Origin of the sequence: Elioraea sp. Yellowstone (genome assembly GCF_006704265.1) — a bacterium.
Lineage (GTDB): Bacteria > Pseudomonadota > Alphaproteobacteria > Acetobacterales > Acetobacteraceae > Elioraea.
Window position 1 is genome coordinate 1 of the sequence record NZ_VIKA01000088.1, and the last position, 14,329, is coordinate 14,329.

Consider the following 14,329-nt stretch of genomic DNA (forward strand, 5'->3'; position numbering starts at 1 on the left):
TGTGTATATGTGACAGCCTCGGCGATGGGCGGGGGCCGGCTGCCGCCGCAGGAGGCCACGCCGGAGACCGGCTTCGACGCGAGCCTCGCCAACGCCGACACCGACCTCGCCGCACTCGCCCGTCGGCTCGCCGCACCGGAGGCGCCGCGCGCGGTCTCGCTGCTGCTGAGCGGGCCGCCCGGCACGGGCAAGAGCGCCTTCGCGCGCGACCTCGCCCACCGGCTCGGGCTCGCGCCGCTGGTCAAGCGCGCCTCCGACCTGCTGTCGCGCTGGGTGGGCGGCAGCGAGCAGGCGATCGCGGCGGCGTTCCAGGAGGCGGCGGAGGAGGGTCGCTTCCTGATCCTCGACGAGGCCGACGGGCTGCTCGCCGACCGGCGCGGCGCCGCGCAGTCCTGGGAGGTGACGCAGGTCAACGAGCTCCTGACCTGGATGGAGCACCACCCCCTGCCCTTCGCCTGCACCACCAACCTGCCGGAACGTCTCGATCCCGCCTGCCTGCGCCGCTTCCTCGTCAAGATCCGCTTCGACGCCCTCCGCCCCGACCAGGCCGCGGCGGCGTTCCGGCGCTTCTTCGGCCTCGCCGCGCCGGCGGGCCTCGGGGATCTGCCGCCGCTGGTGCCAGCGGATTTCGCCCTCGTCGCGCGCAAGGCGGGGCTGGTCGGCGCCGCGGGAGACGCGGCGGCGCTGCTGCGGCTCCTGGCCGAGGAGGCGGGGATGCGGCCCGGGGCCGCGGCACCGATCGGCTTCAGGCCACGGGACTGATGACGTTTTGACGATCCATTCACGCGCACAGCGTCACGCTGTCCACCACCATGAGACCGGGGCTTTGAGCACGAGGAAGGGGATGCATTACCAGAAGCTCGATCAGATCCTCCGTCTCGCCCTGGCCTTCCAGGGCACGCGCGAGGGGCTGTCGCTCGCCGACATCGAACGCGACTTTCACGTCTCGCGGCGCACCGCCGAGCGGATGCGCGACGCGATCGCGCGCGTCTTCCCGCAGTTCGAGCGCTGCGACGACGGCGAGCGGGTGCGCCGCTGGCGCCTCCCGCCCGGCACGCTCGGCGGGCTGGTCGCGGTCTCGGCCGAGGAACTGGCCGAACTCGATGCTGCCGCGGCCGGTCTCGCGCGGCGCGGGCTGCGCGAGCGGGCCGACCTGATCGCCGCCGCGGCGCAGAAGCTGCGCGCCTCCGCCCGGCCCGAGCACCTGCGCCGGATCGAGCCCGATCTGGAGGTGCTGATGGAAGCCGAGGGTGCGGCGCTGCGCCCGGGTCCCCGCCCGATCCTGCCGCCCGGCATCCTCACCAAGCTGCGCCGGGCGATCATCTCCTGCCTGCCGGTGACGATGCAGTACCGCTCGCGCCGCTCCGTCGCGCCCTACGAGATCACGGTGCATCCATACGGGCTGCTCTACGGCAGCCGGCCGCTGCTGGTCGCCGCCCCCGAGCCCTGGGACGAGCCGAAGCTCTACCGGCTCGACCGCATCGGCGCGCTCGACCTCGGCAACACGCCGTTCGTGCGCCGGGCCGATTTCCGGCTCGATGATTTCGCCGCGCGCGCCTTCGGCACGTGGCAGGAGGAGCCCTTCGAGGTCGCGCTGCGCTTCGACGCCGGGACCGCGGACGAGGCGGCCCAGTGGCGCTTCCATCCGAGCCAGGCGATGGAGCGCGACGGCGAGGGACGGCTGATGGTGCGCTTCCGCGCCGGGGGCGCCCAGGAGATGTGCTGGCACGTCTTCACCTGGGGCACCTCGATCGAGATCGTCGAGCCGGCCGGCCTGCGCGAGCGGATGGTGACGCTGCTGCGCGACGCGCTGCGCCACCACGAGGGCGCGGACGCGGTCGCGGCCTGAGCGCCGCCCCGCGCCGCGAGGCTCACCCCGCGCCCAGCGCGCGCGCCAGGAACCGCCCCAGATCGGCGTTCGAGCGCGCCCTGACCGCCGGGTCGTCCCGGATCAGGTAGGGCGCGCGCTCGATGCAGAATGCCAGGATCAGCCGGCGGCTGAAGCTGCCCGCCATCGGCAGGCCGCTGTTCAGATCGCGCACCGTGCCGTCGTGCTCGAGCCGGAGGCGACAGCCGTTCAGGAGCGAGCCGATGCGCAGCGGGCCGCGCCCGCCGTCCCACTGGTGCGCGGCCCCCTCATAGGCGATCACCTCGACCCGGCTCCCTCCGCGACGGAAGCTCTCTGCGGTGGCGGCGCAGCGTGCGGGATCGATCAGTTCGTCCTCCGTGCCGTAGAGGATCAGCAGCGGCGCGCCGGTGGTGCGCTCATCGGCGAAGCTCGCGATGCACGGGCCGTAGAACGCGGCATGCGCCGCGAAGCGTTCGCCCGCCGGGGCGAGCGCGCGCGCCACCCCGGCGTTCAGCGCGTACATCGTCGCCATCGCGCCATAGCTGAACCCGACCAGCGCCACCCGGCGCGGATCAGCATGTCCCTCGGCCGCCAGCCAGCGCAGCGCGGCATAGGCGTCGGCGAGCAGCATGGTCTCGGTGATGTTGAGCAGCCGGTCGGTGAAGCCGGTGGCGAGGTCGCGCCGCGCGGCGAAGGAATCGACGGCCAGAGCCGCGATCCCCATGGCCGCGAACTGGCGCCCGTAGGTGAGTTCGCGCGGCGCCAGCACGCCGGAGGAGCCGTGCAGCATCACCACCGCCGGCCGCGGCCGCGCACCCGGCGCGCGACGCGGCAGGAACAGCGTGCCCGTCGCCTCGGTCGGCGCGGCGTTGCCGACCAGCGCGTCCCAGGGCGTGAAGGGCGAGGAGGACGGCCAGCCGACACGCCGCTCCTCGACCGCCACCAGCGCGTCGCCGTTCGGCCAGGGCCCGACGAGCCGCGCCGGCTCGGCGCCTGCCGCGCCCGCCAGCGCGCATCCCGCCGCGGCCAGCACCGCGATCCGCATGCCCCGCTCCCGTCTTGCCGTGGCCGCGCCCGCGCGCGACAACGCCTCCAGTGTGGCGGAGGAGGCGGCGGATGCACGTGACGATCACGGGAGCGGCGGGATTCCTCGGCCGAAAGCTCGCCGCGCGGATCGCCGCCGAGGGGCGGATCGGCGCGCGGGCCGTGACGGCCATGACCCTCTTCGACGTGGCCGCCGCCGAGGCGCCGTCGGCTCCCTTCCCGGTGCGCAGCGTCACCGGCGATATCGCCGATGCCGCGACCGTGGCCGGGCTCGTCACCGCCGGGACCGGCGTGGTCGTGCATCTCGCCGCGATCGTCTCGGCGCAGGCTGAGGCGGATTTCGACCTCGGCTGGCGCGTCAATCTCGACGGCACGCGCACGCTGCTCGAGGCCTGCCGGCAGGCGGGGTCACGTCCGCGCGTGGTGTTCACCTCCTCGGTCGCGACCTTCTCGGGCGGGCAGGCGGCGACGATCCGCGACGACACCCGGCCCGTCCCCGGCAACTCCTACGGCGCGCAGAAGGCGGCGGGCGAGCTGCTGGTGCACGACTACAGCCGCAAGGAATATGTCGATGGCGTATCGATCCGCCTCCCCACCGTGGTGGTGCGGCCCGGCCGGCCGAACCGCGCCGCCTCGTCCTTCGCAAGCTCGATCCTGCGCGAGCCGTTCCTGGGCGAGCAGGCGCGCCTGCCGGTGCCGGAGGATTTCGCGCTCTGGATCGCGAGCCCGCGTGCGGCGATCGACTGGCTCGCACACGCCTGCGCGCTGGATGGGGCGGCGCTCGGGCTCGATCGCGGCGTCAATCCGCCCGGCCTCACCGTGACCGTGGGCGAGATGCTCGCGGTGCTGGGCGCGGTCGGCGGCGCGGAGGCGCTGCGGCTCGTCACGCGCGTCGAGGACCCGGAGGTCGCCGCGATCGTCGGCTCCTGGCCGGCGCGCTTCGCGGATGCGCGTGCGCGGTCGCTCGGCTTCCGCGCGCATGAGAGTCTGGAGGAGCTGGTCCGCGCCTTCCTCGCGGACGACCTCGCGGCGACGCGCGCGCTGCGGGCCGCCTGACCGGCATGCATCCGGCCGACATCCTCGTCATCGGCGCGGGCATCGCGGGTGCCGCCACCGCCGCGGAACTCGCCGCCGCGGGGCGGCGCGTCGTGCTGCTGGAGGCCGAGAGCCAGCCCGGCTTCCACAGCACCGGCCGGTCCGCCGCGCTCTGGATCCTGAACTACGGGCCGGCGGACGTGCGCGCGCTGACCGGCGCCTCGCGCGCGTTCTTCGAGGACCCGCCGCCGGGGTTCGCCGAGCATCCGCTCACCCGGCGGCGCCCGGTGCTGTTCCTTGCCCCCGCGGCGCAGCGCGGGCATCTCGAGCGAATGATCGCCGAGGGCGAGGGCCTGCGGCCGATCGGGGTCGCCGAGGTGCGGGCGATGGTGCCGATCCTGCGCGCGGACTACGCGGCCGCCGCCGCGATCGAGGAGGACGCGTTCGACATCGACGTGCATGCGCTGCACCACGGCTATCTCAGGATGCTCCGCGCGCATGGCGGCCGGCTTGCGACCGAGGCGCGCGCGCAGGCGATCGAGCGGCGCGACGGGGTGTGGCAGGTGGCGACGCCGGCGGGGGCGTTCGCCGCGCCGATCGTCGTGAACGCCGCCGGCGCCTGGGGCGACGAGGTCGCGCGGATGGCCGGCGTCGCCCCGCTGGGGCTCACGCCGATGCGGCGCACCGCGCTGCTGGTCGATGCGCCGGCCGGGCACGATCCGGCCGAATGGCCGCTGCTCGGCGATGCCGACCACACCTGGTACGCACGGCCCGAGGCGCGGCGGAAGCTCATGCTGAGCCCGGCGGACGAGACGCCGATGCCGCCCTGCGACGTGCAGCCGGACGAGCTCGATCTCGCGCTCGCGATCGACCGCGCCCAGGCCGCCCTCGATCTGCCCGTGACGCGCATCGAGCATCGCTGGGCGGGGCTGCGGACGTTCACGCCGGACCGGTCGCTGGCGATCGGCTGGGCCGGCGACGCCGAGGGGTTCCTCTGGATGGTCGGCCAGGGCGGCTACGGCATCCAGACCGCGCCGGCCGCGGCGCGGCTCGCACGCGACCTCGTGCTGGGGCGGGAACCCGAGGTCGCACGGATGGTGGATCCGAGGCGATTTGCCGTATCATCACAACGCAATTGATCACGAAGCGAACGCATAGAAATGGAAAATGAGATCCGATTCCCGTGTGAACTCCACCTCTCCTTTGTGCGTGATCTGTTTTCCCGAATTGAGCATCTTGTTGAATTTCGTGGGTATGATTTGATCGTGCTCGATGCATCTCGCCTCAAAGTTGCTTTCGCAGAGGTTATGGTGCCAGTTGTTTGTTGCTTTTTTAAGTATCGACAAGAAGGTGTGGAATTTACACTCCGCTTACCTAATGAACTTCTCCTCAACAGATTATTTGTTAACTCGGGGTGGGCGAATATGATTGACCCGAACAACTATCCTGACGCCGGTCAGGAGGTTAGCGGAAACCTTCCGGTGACGCGTTTCTCGTCACCCGCGGAACAGCGTAGATTTGTAGATAAAGTAATGGATCGAGTTCTTGTGCGGCTTGATTTTCTTGACCGCCGAGCGCTCCGCGCGATTGAATGGTCTGTAAACGAGCTCACAGACAACGTTCTGAATCATTCTCAATGTGAATTTGGCGGACTTGGCCAACTGAACATGAGACGCAGGCAGCATGAAATTGAAATGATAGTTTCCGATAGTGGAATAGGCATTCCTGAGTCATTTAGGCAACATGGACATAACTCATGGTCAGATGAATATGCACTTGAGCAATGCATCAAAGAAGGGGTCACAAGTATACCCGATATCGGGCGTGGCTTCGGCCTATATGGAGCATTTCAGATTGCCGCTTTAAGTGGGGGGACATTCCATATAAATTCAGGATACGCACACTTAGTTCAAGACAGATCAGGAAGGTTTATCATTAGACGAGATAAAAATAAGTTCTTGGGAACATCTGTTGTTTTGGCCATAAACTTCTCTAAACATATCGCTTTTGAAGATGCTTTACAGATTAGTGGCAAGCAACTAATGGCTTTTGACTTTCTGGAGGGGCGGTATGAAACTAGCGAAAATACCATTGAGTTTTATCTTTCGAAAGAAGTTGAATCAACGGGATCGAGAGGCGCTGGATTCGAAGCACGACGAAAATTGGAGCACATTATGCGTCTCGTAGAAACAAAAAAGGTTGTGATTGTTGGCAAAGATCTAGGTGTGGTGAGCAGTAGCTTTGCAGATGAATTCTTTGCAAAACTCGCCCTCAGCCTTGGTGAAGAAGATTCGCGCAAGCGGATATCTCTCGCCGAATTTTCTGCCTTGAATCTTGAGATCATTTCTGGCTCGATCGAGAGACGGAAACGCTTGACAGAAGGAGCCAAACCTCGCCCGCACGTGGCGCGATAAAGTGCGCGAAGATGTGATAGATCGTCACTCCGCCGCCAGCGCCGGCCGCAGCGCGGCCATCGCCCGGTCGAGCCCGCGCCGGAACCGCGCGCCGATCTCCTCCGCCTCCTCCTCCGTGATGATCAAGGGCGGCGTGAAGGCGATCCGATCGCCGATCGCGCGCACGATCAGGCCCTCCTCCTCGCACCCCTTCTGCACCGCAAGCCCCGCCTTCAGCGCGGGCGGGAACGGCGCGCGCGTGCGCTTGTCCGCCACCACCTCGACGCCGGCGATCAGGCCGACGCCGCGCACGTCGCCCACCAGCGGATGCTCGCGCGCGCGCTCCAGCGCCGCGAGGAACTCCGGCGAGACCCGCCTCACATGCGCGACGATGTCGCGCTCCTCGTAGATCCTCAGCGCCTCGACCCCGACCGCGCAGGCCACGGGATGCCCGCCATAGGTGAAGCCGTGGCCGAAGGTGCCGTTCTTGCGGCTGCCCTCGAGCAGCGTCTCGTGGATCTCGGCATTGATCAGCGTGGCACTCAGCGGCTGGTAGGAGGCGGTGAGCTGCTTGGCGCAGGTGAGGATGTCGGGCGCGATGCCATAGGTGTCGCAGCCCCACATGTTGCCCGTGCGGCCGAAGCCGCAGATCACCTCGTCGGCGACGAACAGGATGTCGTGCTTCCTCAGGATCGGCTGGATCAGGTCGAAATAGCCCCTGGGCGGGGTGATCGCGCCGCCGCCCCCCTGCACGGGCTCGGCGAAGAAGGCGGCGATGGTCTCCGCCCCCTCCTTCTCGATCAGCGCCTCGAGGTTCCGCGCCATCCGCGCGCTGAACTGCTCCTCGGTCTCGCCCTCCTCGTGGAAGCGGTAGTAGTTCGGGTTGTCGATGTGGAGGAAGCGGTCGCCGTAGGGCAGGTCGAAATCCGCATGCATGTGCGGCTGGCCCGACAGCGAGGCGGCCGCGACCGTGTTGCCGTGATAGCCGCGGATGCGGCCGATCAGCTTCTTCTTCCGGGGCCGCCCGCGCAGGTTGTTGTAGTACCAGATCATCTTGATCGCGGCGTCGTTCGCCTCCGACCCCGAGCACTGGAACGCCGCGCGCGCGAGCTTCCTGCCGTCGGGGCCGCGGGGGGCCAGCGCGAGCAGCCGTTCGGCGAGCTCGATCGCCGGCTCGTGCCCCTTCTGGAAGAAGGTATGGTAGTAGGGCAGCGTCAGGAGCTGCCGGTAGGCGGCGTCCGCCAGGCGCTTCTCGCTGAAGCCGAGCGAGGCGCACCAGAGCCCCGCCATCGCCTCGATGTACTCGCGGCCCTCGACGTCCCACACGCGGCAGCCCTCGCCGCGCGCGACGATCATGCCGCCCTCGCGGTTGAACGCGTCGAGATCGCTCTGCTGGTGGAGCACCGAGGCGATGTCGCGCGCATGCAGGGAGTTGGGGATCATGGCGTCCTCCTCTCGGCCCTGCGGGGAGTGTCGCGCCGGCGCGCCGCGGTGGCAACCCGCGCCGCGCTCAGAGCAGCTCGCGGTACACCTCCAGCGTCGCCGCGCACATCCGCTCGGTGGTGTAGCGCGCGCGCACGGCGGCGCGCGCCCGCTCGCCCAGCGTGGCGCGTGCCGCCTCGTCGAGCGCGAGCGCATGATCGAGCGCCGCCGCCAGCGCCGCGGCATCGCCGGGCGGCACGAGCCACCCGGTTTCGCCATGCGAAACGGTCTCCGCCGCCCCGCCATGCGCGGTCGCCACCACCGGCCGTCCCATCGCCTGCGCCTCCACCACCACGCGGCCGAACGCCTCGGGCTCGATCGAGGCGCTGACCGCGACATCGGCCAGCATCAGCGCCGCCGGCATGTCGGCGCAGTCGCCGACGATGCGCACGCGCGGGCCCAGCCCCAGCCGTTCCGCCAGGGCCTCGAGCCCGGCGCGGTAGCCGCGCCGTCCCTGGTCGTCTCCCGCCAGCACCGCGACCGCATCCGTGCGCGCCATCCGTGCCAGCGCCTCGATCAGCACCTCCTGGCCCTTCCAGCGCGTGAGCCGCCCCGGCAGCAGCACCACAGGCGCGTCGTCGGGAAGGCGCCAGGCGCGCGCGAGCTTCACGATCCGCTCGCCGGAGACGGCGCCCGGGTCGAAGCGGCGCGGATCGACGCCGCGCGGAATGATCCGAACGCGTGCCGGATCGGTGCCGTGCCGCGCCGTCAGGTGCTCGGCGATGAAGCGGGAGATCGCGATCACCCGCTCGCCCGAGGCCATCACCGCGTTGTAGCGGCGCTTGAGCGGGAACCCCTCGTTGTATGTCCCGTGATAGGTGGTGACCCAGCGCACGCCCGTGCGCCGCGCCGCGAGGAGCGCACTCCAGGCCGGGGCGCGCGAGCGGGCATGCACGATCGCCACCCGGCGGTCGCGGATCAGCGCGGCGAGCCGCGCCGCGTTGCGCCACATCACCCAGGGGTCCTTCGAGGCGAGCGGCAGCGCGACGTGCTCGGCGCCGAGCTGCGCCAGCTCCGGCACCAGCCGGCCGCCCGCGGAGGCGACGAGCGCGCGGAAGCCCGCACGCACCAGCGCCTCGGCCACCTCGATCGTGCCGCGCTCGACGCCGCCCGTCTCCAGCATGGGCAGGACCTGGAGCACCGCGGGCGGGAGCGAATCGGCAGACATCCCTCGGCGTGATAGCACGCGCGCCGGACGCGGAGAGGGGAGGTCGGATGCACGGATACGACAGGCTCGATGGGCCGAACGGCCGGATCGCCTTTGTGCGCCATGCCGGGGACGGACCGGTCGTGGTGTTCCTGGGCGGGCTGCGCAGCGACATGACCGGCACCAAGGCGACCTTCCTGGACGGATGGTGCCGCGCCCGCGGCCGGGCCTTCCTGCGCTTCGACTACACCGGCCACGGCGCCTCGGCGGGGCGCTTCGAGGACGGCACGATCGGCGCGTGGTCGGCGGACGCGCTCGCGGTGCTGGACCGGCTGACCGAGGGCAAGGTGGTGCTGGTCGGCTCCTCGATGGGCGGCTGGGTGATGCTGAATGCCGCGCTCGCGCGGCCCGATCGGGTGGCGGCGCTGGTCGGCATCGCCGCCGCGCCCGATTTCACCGAGGATCTCCTGTGGGAACGCTGGGACGAGGAAACCCGGGCCGCGCTGCTGGCCGACGGCGTGGTGACCGAGCCCAATCCCTACGACCCGGCCGGCTACCGTTACACGCGCACGCTGATCGAGGACGGGCGACGGCACCTCCGCCTGCGCGGGCCGATCCCGCTCGCCTGCCCGGCGCGGCTGCTGCACGGAGGCCGCGACGACGCGGTGCCGTGGCAGACGAGCCTGCGCCTCGCGGACTGTCTCGCCGCCGCGGACGTGCAGGTCACGCTGGTGAAGGACGGCGACCACCGGCTGTCGCGCGCGGCGGATCTCTCACTGCTGGCCCGCACCCTCGCCGCGCTCCTCGGCGAGGATGGCGGCTAGGCCCTCGCGGTAGCTGGGGTAGCGCGGCGTCCAGCCGGTCGCCGCCTTGGTGGCCGCGTTCGCCACGCGGCGGTTCTCGTCCCAGAACGAGCGCGCCATCGGCGACATCGTCCGCGCCGCCTCGTCGAACGGCAGCTCGGGCGGCGGCGGGACCCCGAGCAGCCGTGCCGCCTCGGCGATCACCTCCGCCTGCGGCGCAGGCAGGTCGTCGGCGCCGTGCAGCACGCGCACGCCGCCGCCCGGCCGCGCCATCGCGGCGAGCGCGAGGCCGGCGATGTCGGCGACGTGGATGCGGCTGAAGGCATGGCCCGGCTTGACGATGCGGCGCGCGCGGCCCGAGCGCAGCTCGTCGAGCGCCGAGCGGCCCGGGCCGTAGATGCCGGCGAGGCGGACCAGGTCGAGCGGGATGCCGCGGCCCTGCGCCACCTGCTCCCACGCCTGTTCGGCCGCGCGCCGGCGGCGGCTGCGCGGCTGGCCGGGCGTCGGCTCGGCGGCCTCGTCCACCCAGGCGCCGCCGCGATCGCCGTACACGCCCGTGGTCGAGAGATAGCCGATCCAGGCGAGCGCGGGCGCCGCCGCGATCGCCGCGCCGTGCGCGGCGAGGACCGGATCGCCGCTCTCCTCCGGCGGGGCGGTGACGAGCAGATGGGTCGCCGTGGCGAGCGCCCCGGCGGCAGCGGCGAAGGCGACGAGATCGATCCCCGCCCGCGCCAGCGCACGCGCCTCGGCCCGCGCGGGATCGCACGTCGCCACCGCAACCTCGAGACCGGCCGCGCGCGCCGCCCGCGCGACCGCGCCGCCACTGTAGCCGAGCCCGAACACGACAAGACGGCCGCCGCCCATGCGCCCGTGTTTGACACGTGGCCGTTGGTTTGCAAGCCTCAACGAAACCCGAGGGAGGATCGACGGTCCATGTCGAGATCAACGACCGTGCTGCTGGGCGCGGCCCTTTCCGCCGCCGTTGCCCTTGCTGCCAGCGCGCAGACCACGTTGCGCTTCGCCCATACCCAGCCCACCGGCGATACGCACCACCTCGCCGCGGTGCGGATGGCCGAGCTGGTCGCGCAGGCGACCGGCGGCGCGCTCCGGATCTCGATCCATCCCGCCGGCGAACTCGGCAACGACCCGGCGATCCTCGAGGGGGTGCGGCTCGGCACCATCGACATCGGCCAGACCGGCAATCCGTTCTACACGCGCTTCGAGCCGAAGCTGAACGCGCTCGACATCCCGTTCCTGTTCGCGAGCCACGAGCATGTCTATCGCGTGGTGGACGGCGAGGTCGGAAGCGGGCTGCTCGCCGAGCTCGAGAAGCACCGCCTGAAGGGGCTCGCCTTCTGGGAGATCGGCTTCCGCAAGATCACCAACAGCCGCCGCCCGATCGTCACGCCGGCCGACCTGCAGGGGCTGAAGATCCGCACCACGCCGAACCCCGCCCATGTCGAGGCGTTCCGGCTCTGGGGCGCCAACCCGACGCCGATGGCCTTCACCGAGGTCTACCTCGCGCTTGAGACCCGCGCGGTGGACGGGCAGGAGAACCCGCTCAACATCATCCGCTCGAACCGCTTCCACGAGGTGCAGCGCCACCTCTCGTTCACCGACCACGCCTACACCGTCTCGATCGTGTCGATGAACCTGGCGAGGTTCCGCGCCCTGCCCGAGGCGCAGCAGAAGGCGCTGGTCGATGCCGCGCGCGAGGCCGCGATCTACCAGCGTCGCCTCAACCGCGAGCAGGAGGGCCAGGATCTCGCCGCCATCAAGGCCGCCGGCGTCGAGGTCGTGGAGCGGGTCGATACCGAGGCGTTCCGTCGCCTCGCGCTCGAGCCGGTGAAGGCCGCCTATGTGGCGCAGCACGGCGCGGCGCTGGTGGATGCGATCCTGGCGCTGAGGTGATCGCGTCCGCGCGGGCGGCGCGGCGGCTCATCGGGCGGCTGCTCGACGTCGCCGCCGCGCTGCTGCTCTTCGCGGTGCTCTGCGTCACCTGCGCGCAGGTCGCCGCACGCTACCTCCTCGGCGTGCCCATGCCGTGGGGCGAGGAGCTGACGCGGCTCCTGTTCGTCTGGCTGGTGCTGATCGCGGCGGCGCGCGCACGGCACATGCGGATCGACCCCGTCGCGGCCGCAGCCCTGCCCGGCCTCGCCCGCGCGCTCCGGCTGCTCGCCGCCGCCCTCGGCGTGGCCCTGCTCGGCCTGCTCGCCTGGAAGGGGGTCGGCCTGATCGAGCTCACCGCCCATGACCGCTACACCGCGCTCGGGCTCTCGCTGCAGTACCTCTACGCCGCGGTCGTGGTCGGCACCGCGCTCTGGATCGCCGTCATCCTGCTCGATCTCGCGCTCGGGCCGGAGGAGGACGAGAGGCGCGCGCCGTGACGCTCGCGGTGCTGCTCGGCACCATGCTGGGCCTGGCGATGCTCGGCGTGCCGCTGGTGTTCGCGCTGCTGGCCGCCTCGCTCGCGAGCCTGCTGCTGTTCCGGCCCGGGGTGCCGCTCGAGGTGGTGCCGCAGTTCTTCGTCGGCGGCATGGACAACTTCGCCCTCCTCGCGATCGCGCTCTTCTTCCTCGCCGGCGAGCTGATGGGCGCGGCGGGCGTGACCATGCGCATCCTCGGCTTCGCGCGCGCGATGGTCGGGCACATCCGCGGCGGGCTCGCGCAGGTCGGCATCGTCGCCTCCTTCGTGATGGCGGGGATCTCGGGCTCGGCGGTGGCGGACGCGGCCGCGGTGGGATCGGTGCTGATCCGCTCGATGCGCCAGGCGGGCTACCCCGCACCCTTCGCCGCCGCGCTGATCGAGACCGCCTCGATCCTCGGCCCGATCATTCCCCCCTCCATCCCGATGATCGTCTACGCCGTGCTCGCCGGCGTCTCGGTCGGCTCGATGTTCCTCGCCGGCATCGTCCCGGGCGTGCTGATCGCGCTCGGCCTCGGCCTCGTCGCGCACCGCCGCGCCGGCCGGCTCGCCCTGCCGCGCGAGCCGCGCGCCGATGCCGCGACACGCCTCGGCGAGACCGCGCGCGCCTCGGCCGCGCTGCTCGCGCCCGTGATCATCGTCGGCGGCATCCGCGGCGGCGCCTTCACCGCGACCGAGGCGGGCGGGATCGCCGCGCTCTACGTGATGCTGATCGGCACGCTGGTCTATCGCGGCCTCACGCCCGCCGGCTTCTGGCATGCGCTGGTGCAGGCGGCGCGCGGCACCGCGAGCGTCCTCGTGATCCTCGGCGCCTCCTCGATCTTCGCCTGGATCATCGCCGACCAGGGCGTCAGCCGCGCCTTCGCGGCGGCGATCGCGGCGCTCGAGGCGCCGGCGGCGGCGGTGCTGCTGCTGCTCAACCTGCTGTTCTTCGCCATCGGCATGTTCCTCGACCCGATCGCGGCGCTGATCATCCTGGTGCCGATCTTCCTGCCGATGGTGCAGGCGCTCGGCATCGACCTCGTGCAGTTCGGCGTGATGACCGTGCTGAACCTGATGATCGGCCTCTGCACGCCCCCCGTGGGCTACCTGATCTACCTGACCGCGACCATGGCCGAGGCTCCGCCCGGGGCGGTGATCCGCGCCTCGCTGCCGTTCCTCGCCGTGCTGGTCGCGGTGCTGCTGCTCGTCACCTACGTGCCGGCGGTCACGCTCTGGCTGCCGGCGGCCGTCACCGGACGCTGAACCGCGATCTGACGAGGGAACCCCATGCCGCGCATCGTCGATCTCACCGTGCCGATCGAGCCGCATTTCCGCTGGCCGATGGAACGGTCGCTGCGCGCCGACTTCGCGCGCGGCGACCCGTTCCAGGTGACCTGGCTCGGCCTCGTGGTGCACGGCTTCACCCACATCGACAGCCCGCGCCACATGGTGCCGGGCGGGCCCACCTCGAGCGAGGTGCCGCTCGAGGCGACGATCGGCGAGGCGGCGCTGGTCGTGCTCGACGATGCGCCCGACAACGCGCCGATCGATGCCGACCTGCTCGCTGCGCGCGGCGCGCAGATCCGCCCCGGCGACATCGTGCTCCTGCGCACGCGCTGGGACGAGCGCCGCTCCCTGCACAGCCCCGCGTTCTGGACCGAGGCGCCGTGGCTGACGCGCGCGGCCTGCGAATGGCTGCTCGAGCGGCGGATCAAGGCGCTCGCCCCCGACTTCCCGCAGGACTACCCGATCCGCGGGCTGCTCGAGGGCCGCACCGCGCCGATCGCGGAGTTCGCGAGCCACGACGTGCTCCTGCGCAACGGCGTGATCCTGATCGAGTATGTGTGCAATTTCGGCGCGCTGCGCACGCCGCGCCCGACGGTCTATGCCCTGCCGCTGAAGCTGCCGGAGAGCGACGGCTGCCCGGCCCGCGTGATCGCGGTCGAGCCGGGGTAGCGTCCGTCCTGGCGCGCCATCGCGCCCGCCAGCGGCTAGACTGGGGGCATGAGCCGCCGACGGACGATGCCCTGGACCGCTGCCGCGACGGTGCTGCTCTCGCTCGCCGCCGTCGCGTGGTGGTCCTTCGCGCCTGAGGCTCCCCCGGCGATCGCCGATCCCCCGGCCCCCGCCGCCGCGCCGGCCGCGCCCGCCGCCCCTGCTCCCCCGGCC

The 14,329-nt window shown here is 71.3% G+C and carries 14 protein-coding genes; 10 read left to right on the forward strand and 4 right to left on the reverse strand.

All coding sequences use genetic code 11. From position 1 onward, the window contains the following. Nucleotides 1-762 (forward strand): ATP-binding protein (locus FK498_RS12515; protein WP_141855046.1); only part of this gene is annotated, 762 nt, incomplete at its 5' end. 82 nt (nucleotides 763-844) lie between these two features. Then, on the forward strand, nucleotides 845-1,849 hold the full coding sequence (locus FK498_RS12520) for a YafY family protein (RefSeq protein WP_141855048.1): 1,005 nt from the start codon (nucleotides 845-847) through the stop codon (nucleotides 1,847-1,849). A gap of 22 nt (nucleotides 1,850-1,871) precedes the next feature. On the opposite strand, the gene FK498_RS12525 is transcribed toward FK498_RS12520, so the two are convergent. Next, nucleotides 1,872-2,894 (reverse strand): dienelactone hydrolase family protein, encoded by a 1,023-nt coding sequence (locus FK498_RS12525; RefSeq protein WP_141855050.1) that lies wholly within the window; start codon nucleotides 2,892-2,894, stop codon nucleotides 1,872-1,874. Nucleotides 2,895-2,965: 71 nt separating this feature from the next. On the opposite strand from FK498_RS12525, the gene denD reads away from it, so the two are divergent. The 3 genes from denD to FK498_RS12540 are packed head-to-tail and all read left to right on the forward strand — an operon-like array spanning nucleotide 2,966 to nucleotide 6,342. Beyond that, on the forward strand, nucleotides 2,966-3,949 hold the full coding sequence (gene denD / locus FK498_RS12530; RefSeq protein ID WP_141855052.1) for a D-erythronate dehydrogenase: 984 nt from the start codon (nucleotides 2,966-2,968) through the stop codon (nucleotides 3,947-3,949). Nucleotides 3,950-3,954: 5 nt separating this feature from the next. Continuing rightward, entirely contained in the window at nucleotides 3,955-5,067 is a 1,113-nt protein-coding gene (locus FK498_RS12535) for an FAD-binding oxidoreductase (protein ID WP_141855054.1), read from the forward strand. A gap of 21 nt (nucleotides 5,068-5,088) precedes the next feature. Further along, the gene (locus FK498_RS12540; RefSeq protein ID WP_141855055.1) at nucleotides 5,089-6,342 is read left to right on the forward strand and encodes an ATP-binding protein; all 1,254 of its coding nucleotides are present in this window, start codon (nucleotides 5,089-5,091) and stop codon (nucleotides 6,340-6,342) included. A gap of 24 nt (nucleotides 6,343-6,366) precedes the next feature. Here the strand turns inward: FK498_RS12540 and FK498_RS12545 are convergent, their stop codons facing one another. Next, nucleotides 6,367-7,764, reverse strand: coding sequence for an aminotransferase (locus FK498_RS12545; RefSeq protein WP_141855057.1), 1,398 nt, complete (start codon nucleotides 7,762-7,764; stop codon nucleotides 6,367-6,369). A gap of 67 nt (nucleotides 7,765-7,831) precedes the next feature. After that, entirely contained in the window at nucleotides 7,832-8,926 is a 1,095-nt protein-coding gene (locus FK498_RS12550; protein ID WP_237560930.1) for a glycosyltransferase family 4 protein, read from the reverse strand. A 92-nt stretch (nucleotides 8,927-9,018) separates the two neighbouring features. On the opposite strand from FK498_RS12550, the gene FK498_RS12555 reads away from it, so the two are divergent. Next, a complete protein-coding gene (locus FK498_RS12555; protein ID WP_141855061.1) occupies nucleotides 9,019-9,774 on the forward strand; it encodes an alpha/beta fold hydrolase in 756 nt (251 codons plus the stop codon). On the opposite strand, the gene FK498_RS12560 is transcribed toward FK498_RS12555, so the two are convergent. Next, nucleotides 9,724-10,617, reverse strand: a complete 894-nt coding sequence (locus FK498_RS12560) for an SDR family NAD(P)-dependent oxidoreductase (RefSeq protein ID WP_141855063.1) — start codon at nucleotides 10,615-10,617, stop codon at nucleotides 9,724-9,726. The two genes, FK498_RS12555 and FK498_RS12560, sit on opposite strands and share 51 nt — an antisense overlap. A gap of 69 nt (nucleotides 10,618-10,686) precedes the next feature. Between FK498_RS12560 and FK498_RS12565 the strand changes: the two genes are divergently transcribed. The 4 genes from FK498_RS12565 to FK498_RS12580 are packed head-to-tail and all read left to right on the forward strand — an operon-like array spanning nucleotide 10,687 to nucleotide 14,116. Then, complete coding sequence (locus tag FK498_RS12565; RefSeq protein WP_141855065.1) at nucleotides 10,687-11,664, forward strand: TRAP transporter substrate-binding protein; 978 nt, start codon at nucleotides 10,687-10,689, stop codon at nucleotides 11,662-11,664. Further along, a complete protein-coding gene (locus tag FK498_RS12570; protein ID WP_141855067.1) occupies nucleotides 11,661-12,140 on the forward strand; it encodes a TRAP transporter small permease in 480 nt (159 codons plus the stop codon). The genes FK498_RS12565 and FK498_RS12570 overlap by 4 nt, the downstream gene beginning before the upstream one ends. Further along, nucleotides 12,137-13,423, forward strand: a complete 1,287-nt coding sequence (locus FK498_RS12575) for a TRAP transporter large permease (RefSeq protein WP_141855069.1) — start codon at nucleotides 12,137-12,139, stop codon at nucleotides 13,421-13,423. Before FK498_RS12570 ends, FK498_RS12575 begins: the two co-directional genes overlap by 4 nt. A 24-nt stretch (nucleotides 13,424-13,447) precedes the next feature. Next, the gene (locus FK498_RS12580; RefSeq protein ID WP_141855071.1) at nucleotides 13,448-14,116 is read left to right on the forward strand and encodes a cyclase family protein; all 669 of its coding nucleotides are present in this window, start codon (nucleotides 13,448-13,450) and stop codon (nucleotides 14,114-14,116) included. The last annotated feature ends 213 nt before the right edge of the window (nucleotides 14,117-14,329 follow it).

Bases quoted from the DNA above. Each gene is read 5' to 3' on its own strand.
- FK498_RS12520 (WP_141855048.1), top strand. From the start codon at position 845: ATGCATTACCAGAAGCTCGATCAGATCCTCCGTCTCGCCCTGGCCTTC.
- FK498_RS12525 (WP_141855050.1), bottom strand. From the start codon at position 2,894: ATGCGGATCGCGGTGCTGGCCGCGGCGGGATGCGCGCTGGCGGGCGCG.
- denD (WP_141855052.1), top strand. From the start codon at position 2,966: ATGCACGTGACGATCACGGGAGCGGCGGGATTCCTCGGCCGAAAGCTC.
- FK498_RS12535 (WP_141855054.1), top strand. From the start codon at position 3,955: ATGCATCCGGCCGACATCCTCGTCATCGGCGCGGGCATCGCGGGTGCC.
- FK498_RS12540 (WP_141855055.1), top strand. From the start codon at position 5,089: ATGGAAAATGAGATCCGATTCCCGTGTGAACTCCACCTCTCCTTTGTG.
- FK498_RS12545 (WP_141855057.1), bottom strand. From the start codon at position 7,764: ATGATCCCCAACTCCCTGCATGCGCGCGACATCGCCTCGGTGCTCCAC.
- FK498_RS12550 (WP_237560930.1), bottom strand. From the start codon at position 8,926: ATGCTGGAGACGGGCGGCGTCGAGCGCGGCACGATCGAGGTGGCCGAG.
- FK498_RS12555 (WP_141855061.1), top strand. From the start codon at position 9,019: ATGCACGGATACGACAGGCTCGATGGGCCGAACGGCCGGATCGCCTTT.
- FK498_RS12560 (WP_141855063.1), bottom strand. From the start codon at position 10,617: ATGGGCGGCGGCCGTCTTGTCGTGTTCGGGCTCGGCTACAGTGGCGGC.
- FK498_RS12565 (WP_141855065.1), top strand. From the start codon at position 10,687: ATGTCGAGATCAACGACCGTGCTGCTGGGCGCGGCCCTTTCCGCCGCC.
- FK498_RS12580 (WP_141855071.1), top strand. From the start codon at position 13,448: ATGCCGCGCATCGTCGATCTCACCGTGCCGATCGAGCCGCATTTCCGC.